Below are 17,978 nucleotides of genomic sequence, written 5' to 3'. Positions count from 1 at the left end.
ACCATGCTGCCCTGTTGGAAAACATGCCTCTCAATACGTTTATAAAGATATATGAAATAATCAAGTGAAGAGTGAAGGGATGCACAGATGGCTGATCCAATGACGTTCGCGGGATTGGGCGCTCTGATCCAACAGACGGTTCCGGCGTGGTTGGGATTATTGGGCGGGACGGTCCTGACGAAGAGTGGCGATGCGGCATTCGATGTCGGCAAGAATTACGTGCTCGAACAGGGAAAGTATCTTTTTAACGCTAGCTTTCAACTCGATGAGAAGGAACAGGTACGTCATCTCTCCCAGGCACTCAAGAATGCCATGGAACGTGGCCTGATCGCCTTTCAAGCGCAACCGGAACGCGATCTCTATAAAAGCATCCTCACGACGCTGGCGCAGGATGGCCCGGCGGGTGATGAGTTGAGACGCGAGACGCTGACCTTCTTTACGCTCAACCAGACACCCGATCTGGACACATTAAGCGAGCTCTATAATCGCCGCCAGCATACTGCGCTAGAGCACTATCAAGACATCGACGCCGGACCATATCTCAATAGCTTCTTCAGCGCCCTGCTGGGCGAGCTCTATGCTGATCCCTATTATCGGCCCCAGCTCAGCGCAGGACTCCAGTTACGTGCCATGACAGCGATGCAGCATAGCCTGCTGGATGTGGTCAGCCTGCTCAAGAGCGTCGCCACTACCCTCAGCGATCATTATAGTGCCGCGGATTTCGAGCAGGATGTCGAGAAGTATGCTACCCATATGGAACGGACCCTGCGCAATCTCAAGATCGTCGGTGTCGTCCCCAAAGATCAGAATGCCGATCCTGAAATCGGCAGCATCTTTGTCCCACTGCGTATCGACGGAACGCGGGAGGAGCAGCCGCAGACCGAGGACGCTACCGAAGCGGATGAAGATGAGTTAGTCAGCGCGTTGGAGCAGCATCCCTGCCTGGTACTGCTGGGCGGGCCGGGATCAGGAAAATCGACGGCAGCCAAACATATCGCCTGGCGACATGCCGCCGCGCAAAACGCCCGGATACCTGACAAAGCAGCCTCACTCCTCACCGGCAAGCCGCTACCGCTCTATATCGAACTGCGCCGCCTGAGCCAGGAACGCAAACGTGCCAGCTATGATTTCTTAACCTTTGCCAGCGACGTCCTGCTCAAGCGCGACAGCATCGACATCAATCCCCACATGTTCAAAGAGCTATTGGCGCGCCACGGCATGCTCCTGCTCTTCGACGGCCTCGATGAGGTTGCCACCCTTAACGAACGCCTCGAACTGGTCCAGGAAATCGAACACTTCGCCCTCCGCTATCCCGGCAACCGTATCCTCGTCACCTCCCGACCCGTAGGATACGAGCAGGCCCGCATCTCGCATCTTCTCTTCACACATAGCGAGGTCCAGCCCTTCAACGACCAACAGATGCGACACTTTCTAGAGAACTGGTATACCGCCGTCCTGCGCCTCTCACCCATACCACATCAGGAACGCGAAGAAATGGAACTGCTCCTCACCACCCTCAAAGAGAATCCTCGCCTGCACAAACTGGGCGAAAATCCCCTCTTACTGACCGTGATCACCGCCCTGCATCGCTACGAACGCCTGCCAGATCGCCGGGCACAGGTCTATGATCGCTGTGCCGACCTGCTACTCGAAACCTGGGCCAAAACCAAAGGTACCCACGCCCGCTGGCAGCACATGAAGATGGGTAAAGAAGATCAGTACGCCTGCCTCGCCCACCTCGGCTTCGTCCTGCATCGCCAATCGCAAGAAGGGGATGAAGATGAAAGCGCCAGTCAGCAAGACGAGAATGGGATAAACGGAGCCAGCCAACAGGATGCGCCGGTGGATGTCTCGGCCAGAGAACTCAAAAAGCAGGTCGAGATCTTTCTTCGTCAGCAGAATCTGATTGCCGAGAAAGCCGAGCAGCGCGTCGAGGCCGCCAACTTTATCGAACTGGTCGAGCAAGAGGCCGGTTTGATCGTAGAACGTGGCACCGACGAAACAGGGGCTCCGCTCTACGGCTTTGTCCATCGCACCTTCCAGGAATATTTCGCCGCCGCCGACGTCTACGAACGCTATCAACAAGAAAGCGATTTACAGGTCATGCGCGACTTCCTGCACGACCATCTGCACGATCCCCACTGGCGCGAAGTCATCCTGCTCCTGCTCGGGAAACTCAGACCCAGACCCGTCACCATCCTGCTCACCGAGCTACTCAACGGCACAATCAAAAGCCGGCGTAGCATCCATACCGAAATCATCCAGCAGGACCTCTTCTTTATCTCAGAATGCCTGATCGAAGAGATCAAAGTCGAAAACACCCTCGTCGAACTGGTCGTGAAACAACTCTGCCAGCTTGTACGCACCTCACACAGTACAGGACAAAGGCAGCAAGCCCTCCAATACCTCGGTGACTTAACCCAGACACGTCAATACAATGGGCAGGGTAAAGCAGAATTAGAAGCCTTTATCACGAAAGATGATCTTGATACCTTCAGCAGGTTACAAACCGCCTACGTTCTCTACAAGATCAGTCCACCAGACAGTGATGAACGAAAACATGCACTACACTGGCTTGATATCTTAGCTCAGAAACCAGATGTACCAATGGATAAAATCTTTGAAAATAGTTTCTTTGATTTCACAAGAATGCTGTCTAACATTTTTACTCAGCATTTAACTCTAGCAAGTGATTATCCTTATCCGCTTATTCACAATATAATTAAGTATGATATGCATATATTCTTTAAATCTGAACATATATTCATTGAATATGAAAATCAATCAAAACTGGTAAATATCTGTATAGCACTTTTTTCTCATTCTGATCTTTCGCTTGAGCAAACCTGTGACATCGCTCCACTCCTTTATAGAATGAGTTATGATGATGAGAAATTACAACAAGATATCCTTGTATCTCTTACTACTCTCTTGCAACGTCCTGATCTCACATTAGAACAACTAGCCACTATTACCAGTTCATTGGGCTCATGCGATTCCGCTGAAGCGGAACCCGGTACTTCCGCTCTAATCAGGCAGCTTCAACGTCCTGATCTTTCTATCGAACAGTTGTGTATGATTGCTGATGCACTCTATTGGAATAGCCAGCTAGACTCTGAGCCAGCAAAGCAAGCAGATAACTTGCTCCTTTCATTGCTGCAATATCCTGACCTTTCGATAGACCAATCCCTGACCATTGCTGATCTTAATCAAATATGGAGGTTAGATAGAAAGCAGAGTATAGCTATGCTCTATTCTTTACTGAAGCGCCCTGATCTTTCTACGGAACAAATTGTAAGGGGCGCTACAACGCTCTATTATTGCAGCCCGATTGGATCAAATCATCAGCGCTTTGCAGCAGCGGTACTGCTCGCGCAGCAGGCCTATCTAGAGGAGGGCAATATGGAAAATAGGGTCTATAACATATTACAAGGGATGGTGCCGCACTTTGACAGGTTGCCGTCGCCAGAGAAGCTGCCACATTACGAGGCTCAGGAGCCCGTCAATTAATGTTATATTCTGCCTGCTTCCCTTTCACGCACACCCAAGCCTCAATACCGCTCCTCGTACGTGAATCACGATGGAGTAATGTAGGTGCGTGCCGAGATCGCAATCGAGTGCGCTTTCCCGTTCATCGTACGATTCCCACGCCCCTAGCCTCTCAACCACGTTGGGGAAACAGGCTATTTGCGCCATACCTCAAATGCTCGAAAACGTAGGTGCGGCACGTGCTACAGAGGGGTTAGAAGGGATAAAATAGTGCATGGAGATGAGTTGTCTCATCTCCATGCACGTGAAAATGATTTTGCTGTTTTTAATGGATATTGCTATCTATTGTGAGAGGCGTGCCCACCTTTGCTGCCAGCTTCGCGGGCTTCTTTGCTGGTGAATTCATGGGCGTTTCCGCTCTCATGAGAGGCGTGTCCGGCTTTTTGATGCTGCTCCTGACTTACCGCTTCCCCACCTTTTTTACCCGCTACACTTCTTTTATCATGTCCAGTAGCCATATCATTTCTCCTTCTACGACGCAATAAAACATTTTTAATCGATTACTTTACTTGCGCTTGTAATCGCTATATATTGTATACGGATGTCCTAAAGAAATAGATACTCAACAATATTGAGAAAAGTCCCAAACACAGCAATAGATAGCTAAAGCAGTAATCTCAGCAGTATTCTTTTGGGGAAGATCGTTGTACGTGAAACGGGTAAGCGCACTCGGCTGCGGCCTCGGCACGCACCTACACTTCTCCATCATCATTCCAGGTAGTTGAACCGTATTGGGGTTCCCATGACAACAAGTCTACTGAAACCTCGGGAGGACGTGATCAACCCCGAATGAGTTCACCAGTCCACACTTCTAAAAAATCATCTAAATGAATACTATACGTTTCATGATAACCTGGATCTCTAACACCTATGATATAGTCCCCTCCCATTTTTTTTGTTTCATCGATGACAATAGCATGAAGTGGATAATCAGGTCTGTCGGAACGATGAAGGCCAGCAATCATTGGTAAAGAATCACCATTGCTATCTTTTGGCTGACGAAGGACATCTTGACGCGATAAACTATCTTTGTAGGTATAGCTTTTTCGATTCCCTAAGCGATTCAAAGCATCCGCATTTTCATTCGCTCGCGTACCTCCATTGGGTGAGAAGTATTCATAACTCTGAAGAATGGAATCTGCTTTTTCTGCAGTCTGAAAATGAGAGTTTTCATCGCTTAACAACATTTGTACACATGTCGGGCCACATTTCATTTTCTGTGAGCTAATGATCAATTTATGGTTGACATCTGGAGTATAAGGTATCATTTGTTCTTTAAAGAAATAATCGTGAGCTCTAGAATTGTGCCTATGCTCCATGTCTTTGAGAGACCGATTAACTAATCGTATCTCCTGATCATATGTGGATATCGCCGAATTTATCTCGGTCCCCATCTTTTGTAAATGTGAAAGAAGGCTGCGATATCCAGGGTTTCTTATTGTTTGAGCGATTAACGGGTGTAAAAGTTCTTTGACATTATCTCTAACATTATTGAAATCTTTGATGGTTTTTTTTAAGCTTTGCCGATAGGTAAGCAATGTTTGATACTTTTCTTGATGATGTTCATACAAACTCTCGATATCTTCAACGATGTTTTGGAAATATCTTCGTTCTTCACCGCTACTACGCTCAACTGTACCCTTAGCGATCTGTAGTTGAGTAGGGAAATCTTGTATTTCCATAGATTCAAAAAGATTGGTAACCCGATCCAGGCGGGACTGATCACCTGGAAATTCCTCCAAAGCAGGTTTTGAAGGCTTGTCCAGAGAGGCCAATTGTTGAGCCAATTGGTTCACACGTTTAACTTCCGAATTCTCGCGGCCCTCACCGATGCGGCGAGATTCTATATATAAGCCCCTTCTGAAAGCATCACGAGCCTCTGAAGAGCTTGGTTGTGAACTTCCTTCAATGTTTTCAAAACCTTTACGTTCATCTATGTTGCTGGGTATTCTATCCATTATTTTCTCCGATTTTATGTTAATCCACGCTAAGTGTCAGCACCGGTGAAAATCTGAGCCGATTTCGGTGTGTTTTGACTTCGAGGAGTATACGCGCTCTTGACTGCACCGACAAAGAGGGTTTTCCGTTTCCATGCCCAAATTCCTATTTCGTCATTGCTCGCTTGCATTCTGATGAGTTTTGTTGCTAGGATGCTGGTGACGGCCCGCCACTCTGACTCCTGGTGAATCAGAGAAAATTTTGTGGGCAGGAGATCTTTTGTTCCATGACCTCGATTGAACAAACCGCTTATCCTCGTTTTAACCGTGCCCCATCTGTTAAAGAATTGCACACTATTTACACCCAACGCCAACTGATCAGGCTGAGGGTATCTTCGAGGGCTAAGAAAGGAGGTGCTGCTGGCTACCGACCCTTTGCCCGCGTCATCACCATACATCCCACGTTTGTTGCTTCTGATACAGGCTCATGAACATGAACCCTGGACGGTTGTGAGATTGGTTCCATTATAAATGGCGGCCAGACGGATGTTGTGTGTATAGGTGGTACACATGATGTAGACGAGGGTGCTCTTTCCCTGTGGATCACTGATGTAGCTACTGTTGAATGCTCCTCCTTGAAAACTGAAATGTCCACCAATGCCATCAAAGGAGATGGAGGCGAGGTCGCTGTTGATGTTGTCCTGTGTGGACGCACGGCTCTGTAGCGCCAGATCGTTGAGGGTACTGGTGAACATTTTCATGGCGTTATAGGATCGGATTACGCCTTGTGGGAGCAGGGTATAACCAGGAACAGCATCCGCCAGATAAGGCATGGGAAAGTTCTGGCTCTGATATTCACGCACAAAGCTGTGGTTGATAGAATCAGCATTCGCCAGCGGCGAGGCGTAGACGGTGGAATAGACAGGCGCGAATGTATCATGGCCGGGATTTACGACATCCTCAAGTCCGTCGCCACCCAGGATGGTGATGCTGTGGGACGATCTTCCCTGAACACTACTCTGGATCTGAGCCTGGAGCGTATCGAGATCTGATTCATAGCCCGGAAAGTAGATCAATGAGTAGTGCTGGTCCATGGCGTGCTTCGTGGCAAGCTTGATTGAGGCGAGATTGCCATTCAGATAGTTCTCATAGTGGATATGGTCTGCTGTGAAACAGCTTGTGACGGCATCTTTGAAATTGCTACTCAGGCTACTACTATAGGTATCCGAATTCGAGAAGATGTCGATATCGCTCGGGTGCGATCCCTTGAATAGTTGATGGCAGGCATAGTATGCCATCGCCTGCCCCTGGCTAGTATCAGGTGGGCTGACACGATAAAAATTGGCAACATTGGAGAGCATATAGCTGGTCGCGGAAGGCGAAATGATCGGGATGCTACGCTGGCCCCATTGCTGAAATTCGTGGATCGCTTCCGAAGCCTGCGTGCTATAGGGGAATCCCACAATCCCGCGAAAGGTGGGATCGGTACGGTTATACTGGATCAAGCGTTTGACGATTTGGGGAATCGTATAGAGATTGCCCGCGCTCTTTTGATCCGCTGTGACCAGCGTGCCCATATTCGCCAATAGCAGGCAGACACTGACGAACGGTTGTCCGCCGTGCTGGGTGGGATTATAACTGGCACGGGTCGCATTATAATCATGTTGCGCCAGATAAGCGCCCCGGATATCATCTAATCCCTTGGAGGCCGAATCAGTAGGATCTTCGATGGTACGACTCAGCAAAGACACATCGGCCAGCGTGATATGTGCCCCACTACACGCCTGCTGATCCTCCTGAAAGATCAGGGATTCTACCTGCTTTTCCTGACCATTCAACGACGAGAGATCAAACGGTCCCTGCTCGCTGGATGTCAATAGACCTATCTGCACAGTATCCGGTAGCGCGGTCATACCAATCCCATTCTGGCAGAACTGCGTCGGCACTGGCAATGAGGTCTGCAAGCACGAAAAGTCACTGACAGTAACCAGGCTCGTCGCAATGAAGGTATGGAACAGGAGATAGACAATCACCAGCACACAGATAACTGGAATAATGATATGGCTATGCCCTTTGATGCGCTGTCCCGCCACTGGCAGATGCGAGGTCACAACAAGATGTGAAATGTCCATAAAGCGTCCCAGGATGCGCAAAATCGTCGCATCCAGACGATCAATGAAACCAAAGACCGGCTCAAACAGATTAATACTCAGAATCGCCACCAGGATACCGAAGACCTGAAGCGCATCCGAGTTCTTAAAAAAGAAGAGAAACAACAAAATCAGCAGCAAGCAAAGCGCACCACGCGCAATCCCTCTGGTGGATGAAGAGGGCTCTGGCGGGGGTTGCTGCGTAATTTTAGGATCAGGTAGCAAGGTGTCTTGTGACATAGCGCTTCCTCAACAGGATACTATAGAAAGGCATTCAAGGGATATTGCTTCTGTTGCTACTTTTTATACTTTTTGTTAAGTATTGCTCGTTAGAGATTGTCTCTATTTCAGAAATGTCAGCAATAAGTGAGGAATAAAACGAGAAGAGTAATTGACCGCTGTATACTATTTTCATTCTTCCAGGCTTCTATCATCTCTACTATTATTATAGACGTCAAATCAGGTCAATAGTAAAACAGGATCTGTTTTATCCTTACAAATAGGCTAGCCTCTTCTGATCACAAAATGAATCCAAATCTATTACAGCGTTGCTCATAAAAAGAAACGTGCAAGTGTAAAGGAGATGAACCTGGAAACATATGCCTTTCTTGCTACTTCGTTAGCACTATTTATCTTTTTCGTTCTAAAGAAGAGGGCATATCATGCCCATTCACTATTTTTGTGATTAAAATAGCAAGTAGGCAAAAGAAAGTATAAAGAAGTATATTTATGAGTAATACTATTGATTTCCATACTCCTAACAGGGACGAAATGACAGAGAGGCAAAGATATCGCTTATGGCCTTTGGCGCTCATAGGCATTGCGTTTGTGGCCTGTTTTCTACTGAGCATCGCAGCAATTGTCCGTGCCGGGCAATTGCCGCTAAAAGGCATGGGATTTGATCATGTAGAGTATTTCACTCCTCCCTTATCGCCATTTTTGACACTTTGGGGTGCATGGCTACCTGATGATTTACACCTGGGAAACAACCATATTAAATCGCTCTATCTCACAGATAATCTGGAGATCCTGCTGCTGCTGGCTTGTGCCTTTCTCATTTATGGCCTGCTATCCTGGTGGCTGTTACGACGTGCACAGAAAGAACAAATCAAGTTTTTACGCCTATTCCTCTGGATTGGAACAATCATCGTGGGGATTGCGCTGGTGTTCACACCAGGTATGTCCTCAAAAGATCTCTTTGTCTATGCCGACTATGGCAATATGGTATGGCAACATGGGGCTAACCCTTATTTCATGACTCCCTTCCAGGCCGCTCCCCATGATATATTAACAATTATTGATACAGGATGGCATAATGCCCCTTCCGCATATGGCCCGGTCTGGATTCTGGTAACCATCTTCTTTTCTATGCTCTTCGGATCACATCCATTATTTTATTTCTATGGATATCGTCTCCTGGGACTCATCTGCCATCTCATCATCATCTGGTTAGTAGGCAAGATACTACGAACAACCGACCGTTCAGAGCGCATAGTCGTACTTGGGATGCTGCTCTATGGCTGGAATCCATTAGCGCTCTTTGAAAATTCATTTGGAGCTCATAATGATGTTTTCATGAGCATGTTTCTCGTCTGTGGTGTGTATTTGAGCGTATACGCTGACAAAAAAGGCTTCGTGAAGCCGCCAAATTATCTACCAGCTCTGATTGCTTTCACACTTGCCATCCTGGTAAAGTTTATCTCGCTCCCACTGATTGTCTTTTTTCTCCTGCTTCTGGCTGGCAAAACATTGAAAGAAAACAATGAAAAACCAAAGTGGCTACAATGGCGTTCGGTTGCTGTAACCACCATCACTGCTGGAGCAATCTTTCTACTTCTCTCGCTCCTCTTTTATCTTCCGTTCTGGATCGGGCATAGCGTCGGAGATATCATCCGCAGCTTTAGCGCGCCCCCTTCTTCAACCGGTTCAGAAAACTCATTTATGCGGCTGGCTATCATCTGGTTGAAAGACACGCATGGTGGAAATGCAGCAAATCCATTGCTCACCAGGTTAGCTCTTCTCTTACAAGCACGCCAACATTGGAACCAGATTGACGTAGTAACGCTAGCCATCGCTCTCCTGCTGGGGGCGTGGTTTCTCTTGCGTAAGCCTGAACTGCGCACCTTTATCCAGGCCAGTCTGGCGACGCTGGCACTGATCCTGACAGCCACGCCATGGTTTTATTCATGGTATGTTATCTGGTTGGTTGCCCTCGTACCACTTCTCCTGGCCTATCCACCATTCAAACGCTTTGATGCTGCCCTGCTCGCATTCAGCCTTGTCTGTTCAGCAACGGTCTTCATCATTTATGCGGATTTCGGCCTCTTTACCATTCCGGGCACTGCGACATGGTTGCGTCATCTACTCATGGTTGCTCCGCCCCTGATTGTTATGCTGATCACATACGCATTCAAGCGCCCACGCGAACAGAGAAGGCCACACCTTCACGGTGAGGCCCCGTTTATCGCACGATCATCTCGCACCAACACTCAGTGATTACCCAAACATGGATTTTGGGATACGGGTGACCTACGGGAGAGAGGAATTTGGGAATCCCCCCTCCCCCCACATTAGCTCCCATGCTACGCTTTGCCGAAGCGGCGCAGGCGCAGGGAGTTGCTGATGACGGTGACGGATGAGATGGCCATGGCAGCGGCGGCGAAGATCGGCGCTTGCTCCCTTAAGAAAGGGATGAGCGGCGAAAGGATCGCAGTCGGGACCAGGATGACGTTGTAGGCAAAGGCCCAGAAGAGATTTTGCTTGATGATGCGCATGGTGGCCCGTGAGAGCTCTAGCGCGGTGGCAACACTCTTAAGATTGCCTTTGACAAGCGTGATGTCGGCGGCTTCGATGGCGATATCGGTGCCAGTGCCCATGGCAATGCCAGCATCGGCCTGGACCAGTGCGGGCGCGTCATTGATGCCGTCCCCGACAAAGGCAACGACCAATCCCTGCTCCTGGAGCATTTTGACTTGCCGCGCTTTATCCTCTGGATGCACCTCTGAGAGCACCTGTTCAGGCACGATACCCACCTGACGGGCGATACACGCCGCCGTATGGCGATTGTCGCCTGTCAGCATCCAGACGCTTAATCCTTGCGCTTGCAGGCTCTGAATGGCCTCAGCCGATCCTGCTTTGATGGTATCGGCAACGGCGACAATCCCAACGGCTCGTCCATCGATGGCGGCAAGCATGGTCGTCTTGCCCTGCTGCTCATAAGCAAGCATACTGTCTGCAAGTTCCTGATAGGAGATTCCGAGCTCATCGAGCAGGGTACGCGTCCCCACCAGGATCTGCTGGCCCCCAATTGTGGCTTCGACGCCGCGTCCAACCAGGGCGCTAAATTGTTCGGGAATGGCTCCCAGAGCGATACCACGTGCCCTGACCCCCTCGACAATTGCGGCTGCCAGAGGATGCTCAGAGCCCAATTCGGCCTCGGCAATCAGGCGCAATACACGCTCCTCTTGTTCGCCTGCTAGCAGGGAAACATCGGTCAATGCGGGCTTGCCTCGAGTGATGGTGCCGGTTTTATCGAGCAACACGGCCTGTACAGCCTGGATATGTTCAAGGCTCTCGCCACCTTTGATCAGGATACCCTTCTCAGCTCCTTTGCCGGTGCCAACCATAATGGCGGTCGGCGTCGCCAGTCCTAGTGCACAGGGACAGGCCACGACCAGTACTGCAACGGCTGCTACCAGAGCCGTAATCCAGGGATTACTCGCCATCTGTGTCATAGGCATCCCGCTCCCACTGGTAGGCAGGATCATCAGTCTACCGAGAAGAGACCAGCCGATAAAGGTCAAAAGTGCGATCAGCAAGACCACCGGCACAAAGATACTGGAGATTTTGTCCGCGAGGCGCTGGATCGGCGCTTTCGAGCCCTGCGCCTGCTCAACCATACGAATGATGCTGGCAAGCGTGGTATCCGCGCCGACTCTGGTGGCACGCATACGCAGCAGGCCACGTTGATTGATTGTCGCACCGATCAGCGGTTCCCCCTCGCCCTTCTCCACCGCAAGACTCTCGCCGGTAATCATCGACTCATCGACCGTCGAGCGGCCCGCGCTGACCTGTCCATCCACCGCAATCTTCTCGCCGGGACGTACTACCAGTTCATCGCCCACATGCACCTGCGTAATGGGTAGTTCAATCTCCTGTCCCTCTCGCAACACATGTGCCGTGTGGGGGCGCAAGCCGATCAACTTCTGGATCGCCGCATTGGTCTGTCCTTTGGCCCGCGCCTCCAGATATTTGCCCAGGTAGATCAAAGTGATAATCAGGGCCGCGGTATCGTAGAAGGTCACGCCACCCACGCTCTGTGGGAAGAAAGTCGCGACAATGCTCATCAGATAGGCCGCCGTGGAACCTGCTGAGACCAGCGTATCCATGTTCGCGCTTCCGTGGCGCAGAGTCTTGAGGGCATTGCGATGGAATTCCCATCCGACCAGCGCCCAGACCGGTGTGGTCAAGACAAGGAGCAGAATATTTTCACCGGGGAAACGATTCATCAAAAACATACTCAGGATCATAATCGGTAGCGAGCAGGCAATACCCAGCAGCAGCAGATTGCGCTTCTGTCGCAGTTCCTTTTGCTTACGCTGCTGGCGTTCTGCCTCCTGCTCAGCGGCCAGCGCGACCACATCCTCCACCGGCTCATTATTCACCTCCATGGCAGAGGTATCTTCCGGCGCCCCTGTTTTCATAGATGATGGTTGATCCAATGGGATCGCCTTATAGCCAAGCGCTTCAACCTTCTGCATCATCCCGACTGGCGTAGCCTGGGTGGGATCATAGGAAACTGTCGCCTTCTCACTGGCAAGATTGACCTGTGCCTCCGCCACACCCGGCACCTTCTTTAATCCCTTCTCGATGCGCATCGCACAGGAAGCACAGGACATCCCTTCAATCGCAAAGAGCGCCTGCAATGCTGGCGGCTCCATCTGAATGCTATTACTCATCGCAGGTATAGTATTGCTATCTCGCATTGTATCTCTATCGTGTTCGACGGGACGTCTGGCATCAGTTGCCATCTTTGTCACCTTTCGCGTATCCTTCGCACTACAGAAGCCAACCCACACCCCCCTGGTAGGGGTATCCCCATTATAAACCCGCATATCTCTATTGTCAATCAGGCCATTGAGAGTCGTTTTATTGTGCTGGGACGTGTCAATCATTGATGTGCTATGCTAAAATAAAAATGATCCGTGGAAAGCGCTCAGATATGACCTTTGGGATACTGATGCAACGCTATCGCGGTTTTTTGTCGTATCAAAAAGAGGAGGTGGGTCTAACGATGGTGAACACGCAGCAATCTGCCGCAATTGAACGCGTGCCAAGTGGAATCAGCGGTTTTGATCAGATTACGCAGGGAGGCTTGCTCAAGGGGGAGACCTACCTATTGATGGGGCCTCCTGGTGCTGGTAAAACTATTTTTGGAAATCAGTTGTGCTTCAATCATGTAGTAAATGGTGGATGCGCCATCTATTTGACGCTGCTCGCTGAGACCCATAGCCGTATGCTCTCCCATATGCAGGCATTTTCGTTTTATAGGGAAGAGCCGCTGGCGGATAGGCTGCATCTCCTGAGCGGTTATACTGTGCTGGAACAGCAAGGGCTGGATGCCTTGCTCACGCTTATCCGTAAGGAGGTGCGCAAGCAGCATGCATCACTGCTGATGATCGATGGTGCCGTGACAATTGGGCAAAACGCGACCTCGATACGTGAGCGAAAAGAGTTCTTACACGCGCTGAGCGTGATCACCGAGACGGTCGGTTGTACCACCATGCTGCTCTTACAGTCTGATGGCGATGCCTATGATCAGCCCGAACATACCATGGTGGATGGGTTATTTCAAATAAGTACCTATTTAAATGATATGCGGGCAGTGCGCGAGTTCCAGGTACGCAAATTTCGTGGTAGCAATTTCCTGATGGGACGGCACCTCTATGAGATCAATGAAGATGGCTTCAATATTCATCCGCGCACAGAGTCGCTTTTCCAGGCCTCCCAGCAAAGCCTGCCACCATCGCTCACCACGCTCAATCCAGCGGAGAGACTGTCCTTTGGCATTCCATCGCTGGATAAGATGATGCGTGGTGGTGTTCCGGCGGCCACCTCAACGGTGGTCATGGGCGCTCCCGGTACTGGTAAAACCCTGCTCGGATTGCACTTTCTCTATCAGGGTGCATTGCAGAATGAGGCCGGTCTCTACTTTGGCTTCTCCGAGACACCCGCCCAATTGAAGCGCCGTATGACCCATCTTGGCTTAAAAATAGAGGATGTCGTCACAAATAACCTCTTAAATATTGACTGGCAGCCACCGACCGAAGATATTATTGATGTACTGGCCGAGCGCTTGTTTGAGCAGATCGATAAACACGGCATACGTCGCCTCTTTATCGATGGTCTCGCTGGCTTTCAAGGCACCACTGTGTCTGCCACGCGCCTGCAACTCTTTCTGGCCTCCCTCTTCGAAGCCTTACGCAAGTTAGACGTCACCACCGTCTGGGGCATCGAACTGGCGGACCTCTTCAGCCCCACAATCGTCATGACGGATCTGATCGCCAACATCGCCAACATCGGGGATAACATCATCTTCTTGCGACATGTAGAACTGCACTCACAATTATATCGGCTACTTTCAATTATGAAAATGCGCCAGAGTGGCTATGATCCTTCGATCCGAGAATTCCGTATTACTGATAGCGGTTTAGATGTCGCTCCTACCTTTGATAGCGCCGAGGCAATCCTGACGGGAATGGCACGCCAACCAGAGCCTGCAGGGGCATCCAGCGGTCGGCCCTATATTTCTAATATGGCACGGCCTGAAACATTTCGCTCTGAGGTGCTACACGCGCAAGAGGAACATGAATGAGTACGATTCTGGTTATAGATGATGAGATGTCGATCATTGAAGTATTGCGCGATGTCCTGATGGATGAGGGATATGAAGTTATCACAGCGAATAACGGACTAGAGGGACTGGAATGTCTAAAGGTTAAACGCCCGGATCTGGTGCTCTGCGATGTCATGATGCCGGTCCTGGATGGCCGCGAGCTGTGTCGGCGCATGTCTGCCAACCCGCTCTATCGCTCAATCCCGCTCATATTTATGACTGCCGTCCATAAATCGTTCAATCAAATGGATTGCAAATACGCCGCTCTAATCGCCAAGCCATTTGATCTCGATGAAGTGCTCGATACCATCGCCCGGTTTATCCACACCGCACACACCTCCTGAGTGTCTGACACATTGTTAATGTGGTGGAGAAAAAGTTCTGAGAACTTTTTCTCCACCACACTTATCCCTTTACCTGGCAGGGGCTGTGGCGCGGTTGACGGCGCTGATGACGGCCTTGATGGAGGCACTTTCGATATTGGTATCGACGGCTGCTCCGAAGAAGAGGCCAGCTTCAGTTTCGATCTGGATGTAGGCAACGGCCTGCGTTTCCGCTCCATCACCAATAGCATGTTCATGATAGGAGCACAGGGTGAAGGTCGCAAGCTGCTGCTGGTTAATGGCGCGTACAAAGGCATCAATGGGACCATTACCCTGGGCACGGATCTCGTACTCACGTCCATTGCAGGTGAGGTACGCGACACAATCGACCAGCTCGGCCTTATTGGCATCGATCACGTTGCGGCTCTCAAAGCTGCGCAGGGCGAGCGGTGTATTGCGAGCAAGATATTCCTGCTCAAAGGCGTGGTAGAGCTCGGTGGAAGAGATCTCGCCACCGCGTTGATCCGAAAGCTCTTTAACCACTTTGCCGAACTCGATATGCATGGCCTTGGGCAATTGATAGCCAAACTCGCTCTCCATCAAATACGCGACACCGCCCTTACCAGATTGCGAGTTGATACGAATAATCGCCTCGTAGGAACGACCAATATCCCTGGGATCAATCGTCAAATAGGGAACATCCCAGAGATCTTTTTCGCTGCGGGCCTGGGCAGTCATCCCTTTATTGATGGCATCCTGATGTGAGCCTGAGAAGGCCGTGAAGACCAGCTCTCCGGCGTAAGGATGACGGACAGAGACCTCCATCCGTGTGCAGGCTTCATAGGTCTTGCAAATGGTGCCGATATTACTGAAGTCCAGCCTGGGATCAACCCCCTGGCTATACATATTGAGGGCCAGCGTCACGAGATCCACATTGCCGGTGCGCTCCCCATTGCCAAAGAGCGTCCCCTCAACGCGCTCAGCGCCGGCCAATAATCCCATCTCGGAGGCGGCCACGCCGCTCCCGCGATCATTATGAGTATGCAAGCTGACGATAGCCGTCGAGCGATCTCGCAAATGACGGCAGAACCATTCAATCTGATCGGCGTGTACATTGGGGGTGGCGACCTCGACGGTAGCGGGCAAATTCAAAATAATCTTATTCTCAAGAGTAGGTTGCCAGACATCCACCACCGCCTCACAGATCTCCAGTGAAAAATCGAGCTCGGTCAACGTAAAGCTCTCGGGCGAATATTCCAGAATAAACTGTGTCTCCGGCATTGTCGCCACGAGCTGCTTAATCAGCTTCGCGCCACGTACCGCGATATCCACAATAGCCGAGCGATCCAATCCAAAGACGATCCGGCGCTGCTGCTCCGAAGTCGAATTATACAGATGGACAATCGCCTTTTTCGCCCCTCGTAGCGACTCAAAGGTACGCCTGATCAGATTCTCTTTCGCTTGCACGATCACCTGGATCGTAACATCATCGGGGATACGCTGTTCGTCGATCAGGCGGCGCATAAACTCAAATTCAGTCTGAGAGGCAGACGGAAAGCCAACTTCAATCTCCTTAAAGCCCAGCTCCACCAGCAGAGTGAACAGAGCAATCTTCTCCTCAACATTCATCGGAATAGGAAGCGCCTGATTCCCATCGCGTAAATCGACACTACACCATGTTGGGGCAGTTGTGATCTGGCGGGAAGGCCACTGGCGATCCGGTAGATCGACGGGCGCGAAGGGTCGATATTTGGTAATCTGCCCTTTTTGCATGCCACTGCGTGTACGAATACTGGTCTGCATTGCCAACTCCTTGTTACATGCGTATAAATAATTGATAATGGCGTCTATAGTCAACAAGCGAAAGTTGTTTTACAAGCGCGATTAGTTTATGTGCTATCATACCATATCCTCTCCATCCTGTCGAAGCCTGAACGGCGCTCCCATGCCTCTGACTGTCGCCACCCACCTCAGAAAGAAGAATTAAATAATGTCGGTGTAGCCTGATGTTTTCCATGGTGGAAGTGCAACCGGAGGTGGGGGCTGTACGTGTGCTAGTATGATACTGATTGTGAGATTATAGAGGAGTTTTTGACGTATGTGTTATGACGATAATGCGCGTCCACCCGTGCCCTCCAACGCGACGGGTCACTCTCATGGAGAGGATGTGGTCCTGACAGCTGCCGATGGTAATCGCTTTGCGGCCTATATTGCGATCCCGGATAAGCCGCAGGCGGCACAGGTGATCATCTATCCCGATATCCGTGGCTTGCATCAGTTCTATAAAGAGCTGGCATTACGCTTTGCGGAAGCTGGTATTCAGGCCATTGCCTTCGATTATTTTGGTCGCACGGCTGGCTTGACGACACGTGATGATTCCTTTGAATTCATGCCACACGTTCAGCAGTTGCACTTAGCCACCCTTTTCGCGGATGTCCAGGCAACCCTGAATTACCTGAAACAGACGCCGCATGGCAAGCTGCCAATCTTTACGGTTGGCTTCTGCCTGGGTGGTAGCCTTTCATTTCTCAGCGGCACCCAGAATTTCGGCTGGGCGGGCGTGATCGGTTTCTATGCTGGCCTGAGCCGGAATATGGATAATCAAGGAACCGTCATCGAACGTGCCAGCGAGATCAAGTATCCCGTGTTGGGGCTATTCGGGGGCGCGGATCAGGGCATCCCGGCCGAACAGGTTCATCAATTGGAGCAGAAGCTAGAGGAAACTGGCGTCAAGCATCAGATCATCACCTATGCGGGTGCGCCGCACAGCTTCTTTGATCGCCGTTCCGCCGAGTTTGCCAACGCCTCGACCGATGCGTGGAAGCGCATCTTCACCTTTATCCACACCAATAGCAGCAAATAAGAGGAATGAAGGCGCGTGGAGCCATCCGTAGGAACCACCCTTCACGAGTGGAGGGCCACGACCCTCTCGCACTGGCTCTCCTTCCCGCCTGCTCTGGTGCGGCTTTGGGGCGGAATGGCAATGCCCCTCCACCCGTGAGAACTTATCCGAAAACCTACAAGGAGGAAACGCGATCACATTGTTGAAAGCAAATGAGCGCACAAGCCAAGCACAACAAGGTCTGATAGGAACGCGGGCGCTTCTCCCAGCGGATCAGCAGAC

General features: G+C 50.5%; 10 protein-coding genes. 5 read left to right on the top strand and 5 right to left on the bottom strand.

All coding sequences use genetic code 11. The features are described from left to right. The first annotated feature begins 87 nt into the window (after window positions 1-87). Window positions 88-3,510 carry an NACHT domain-containing protein gene (locus tag F1593_RS20975; RefSeq protein WP_149403522.1) on the top strand — a complete coding sequence of 1,141 codons (3,423 nt, stop codon included), beginning with the start codon at window positions 88-90 and terminating at the stop codon, window positions 3,508-3,510. Between the two features lie 317 nt (window positions 3,511-3,827). Here F1593_RS20975 and F1593_RS20970 read toward each other — a convergent pair whose 3' ends face one another. The 3 genes from F1593_RS20970 to F1593_RS20960 form a co-directional block, all read right to left on the bottom strand. Beyond that, complete coding sequence (locus F1593_RS20970; RefSeq protein ID WP_149403521.1) at window positions 3,828-4,007, bottom strand: KGG domain-containing protein; 180 nt, start codon at window positions 4,005-4,007, stop codon at window positions 3,828-3,830. Between the two features lie 321 nt (window positions 4,008-4,328). After that, entirely contained in the window at window positions 4,329-5,507 is a 1,179-nt protein-coding gene (locus F1593_RS20965; protein ID WP_149403520.1) for a hypothetical protein, read from the bottom strand. 464 nt (window positions 5,508-5,971) lie between these two features. After that, window positions 5,972-7,876, bottom strand: coding sequence for a type 1 periplasmic-binding domain-containing protein (locus F1593_RS20960; RefSeq protein ID WP_149403519.1), 1,905 nt, complete (start codon window positions 7,874-7,876; stop codon window positions 5,972-5,974). Window positions 7,877-8,365: 489 nt separating this feature from the next. Between F1593_RS20960 and F1593_RS20955 the strand changes: the two genes are divergently transcribed. After that, the gene (locus F1593_RS20955) at window positions 8,366-10,132 is read left to right on the top strand and encodes an MptA/MptB family glycosyltransferase (protein ID WP_149403518.1); all 1,767 of its coding nucleotides are present in this window, start codon (window positions 8,366-8,368) and stop codon (window positions 10,130-10,132) included. Window positions 10,133-10,218: 86 nt separating this feature from the next. On the opposite strand, the gene F1593_RS20950 is transcribed toward F1593_RS20955, so the two are convergent. Continuing rightward, window positions 10,219-12,666 (bottom strand): heavy metal translocating P-type ATPase, encoded by a 2,448-nt coding sequence (locus F1593_RS20950; RefSeq protein WP_235932648.1) that lies wholly within the window; start codon window positions 12,664-12,666, stop codon window positions 10,219-10,221. Between the two features lie 191 nt (window positions 12,667-12,857). On the opposite strand from F1593_RS20950, the gene F1593_RS20945 reads away from it, so the two are divergent. Further along, window positions 12,858-14,510 carry an ATPase domain-containing protein gene (locus F1593_RS20945; RefSeq protein ID WP_172632310.1) on the top strand — a complete coding sequence of 551 codons (1,653 nt, stop codon included), beginning with the start codon at window positions 12,858-12,860 and terminating at the stop codon, window positions 14,508-14,510. After that, complete coding sequence (locus F1593_RS20940; RefSeq protein ID WP_149403516.1) at window positions 14,507-14,875, top strand: response regulator; 369 nt, start codon at window positions 14,507-14,509, stop codon at window positions 14,873-14,875. Before F1593_RS20945 ends, F1593_RS20940 begins: the two co-directional genes overlap by 4 nt. 69 nt (window positions 14,876-14,944) lie before the next feature. Here F1593_RS20940 and leuA read toward each other — a convergent pair whose 3' ends face one another. Further along, the gene (leuA, locus tag F1593_RS20935) at window positions 14,945-16,627 is read right to left on the bottom strand and encodes a 2-isopropylmalate synthase (protein WP_149403539.1); all 1,683 of its coding nucleotides are present in this window, start codon (window positions 16,625-16,627) and stop codon (window positions 14,945-14,947) included. Between the two features lie 325 nt (window positions 16,628-16,952). Here leuA and F1593_RS20930 point away from each other — a divergent pair, with 325 nt between their 5' ends. Beyond that, window positions 16,953-17,717, top strand: coding sequence for a dienelactone hydrolase family protein (locus F1593_RS20930; RefSeq protein ID WP_149403515.1), 765 nt, complete (start codon window positions 16,953-16,955; stop codon window positions 17,715-17,717). The last annotated feature ends 261 nt before the right edge of the window (window positions 17,718-17,978 follow it).

The organism is Dictyobacter arantiisoli, from assembly GCF_008326305.1.
Lineage (GTDB): Bacteria > Chloroflexota > Ktedonobacteria > Ktedonobacterales > Ktedonobacteraceae > Dictyobacter > Dictyobacter arantiisoli.
Note: the sequence above shows the minus strand (reverse complement) of the source record. Positions and strands in the feature narration are given on the sequence as shown.

Bases quoted from the DNA above. Each gene is read 5' to 3' on its own strand.
- F1593_RS20965 (WP_149403520.1), bottom strand. From the start codon at position 5,507: ATGGATAGAATACCCAGCAACATAGATGAACGTAAAGGTTTTGAAAAC.
- F1593_RS20970 (WP_149403521.1), bottom strand. From the start codon at position 4,007: ATGGCTACTGGACATGATAAAAGAAGTGTAGCGGGTAAAAAAGGTGGG.
- F1593_RS20975 (WP_149403522.1), top strand. From the start codon at position 88: ATGGCTGATCCAATGACGTTCGCGGGATTGGGCGCTCTGATCCAACAG.
- F1593_RS20940 (WP_149403516.1), top strand. From the start codon at position 14,507: ATGAGTACGATTCTGGTTATAGATGATGAGATGTCGATCATTGAAGTA.
- F1593_RS20930 (WP_149403515.1), top strand. From the start codon at position 16,953: ATGTGTTATGACGATAATGCGCGTCCACCCGTGCCCTCCAACGCGACG.
- F1593_RS20955 (WP_149403518.1), top strand. From the start codon at position 8,366: ATGAGTAATACTATTGATTTCCATACTCCTAACAGGGACGAAATGACA.
- F1593_RS20950 (WP_235932648.1), bottom strand. From the start codon at position 12,666: ATGGCAACTGATGCCAGACGTCCCGTCGAACACGATAGAGATACAATG.
- F1593_RS20960 (WP_149403519.1), bottom strand. From the start codon at position 7,876: ATGTCACAAGACACCTTGCTACCTGATCCTAAAATTACGCAGCAACCC.
- F1593_RS20945 (WP_172632310.1), top strand. From the start codon at position 12,858: ATGACCTTTGGGATACTGATGCAACGCTATCGCGGTTTTTTGTCGTAT.
- leuA (WP_149403539.1), bottom strand. From the start codon at position 16,627: ATGCAAAAAGGGCAGATTACCAAATATCGACCCTTCGCGCCCGTCGAT.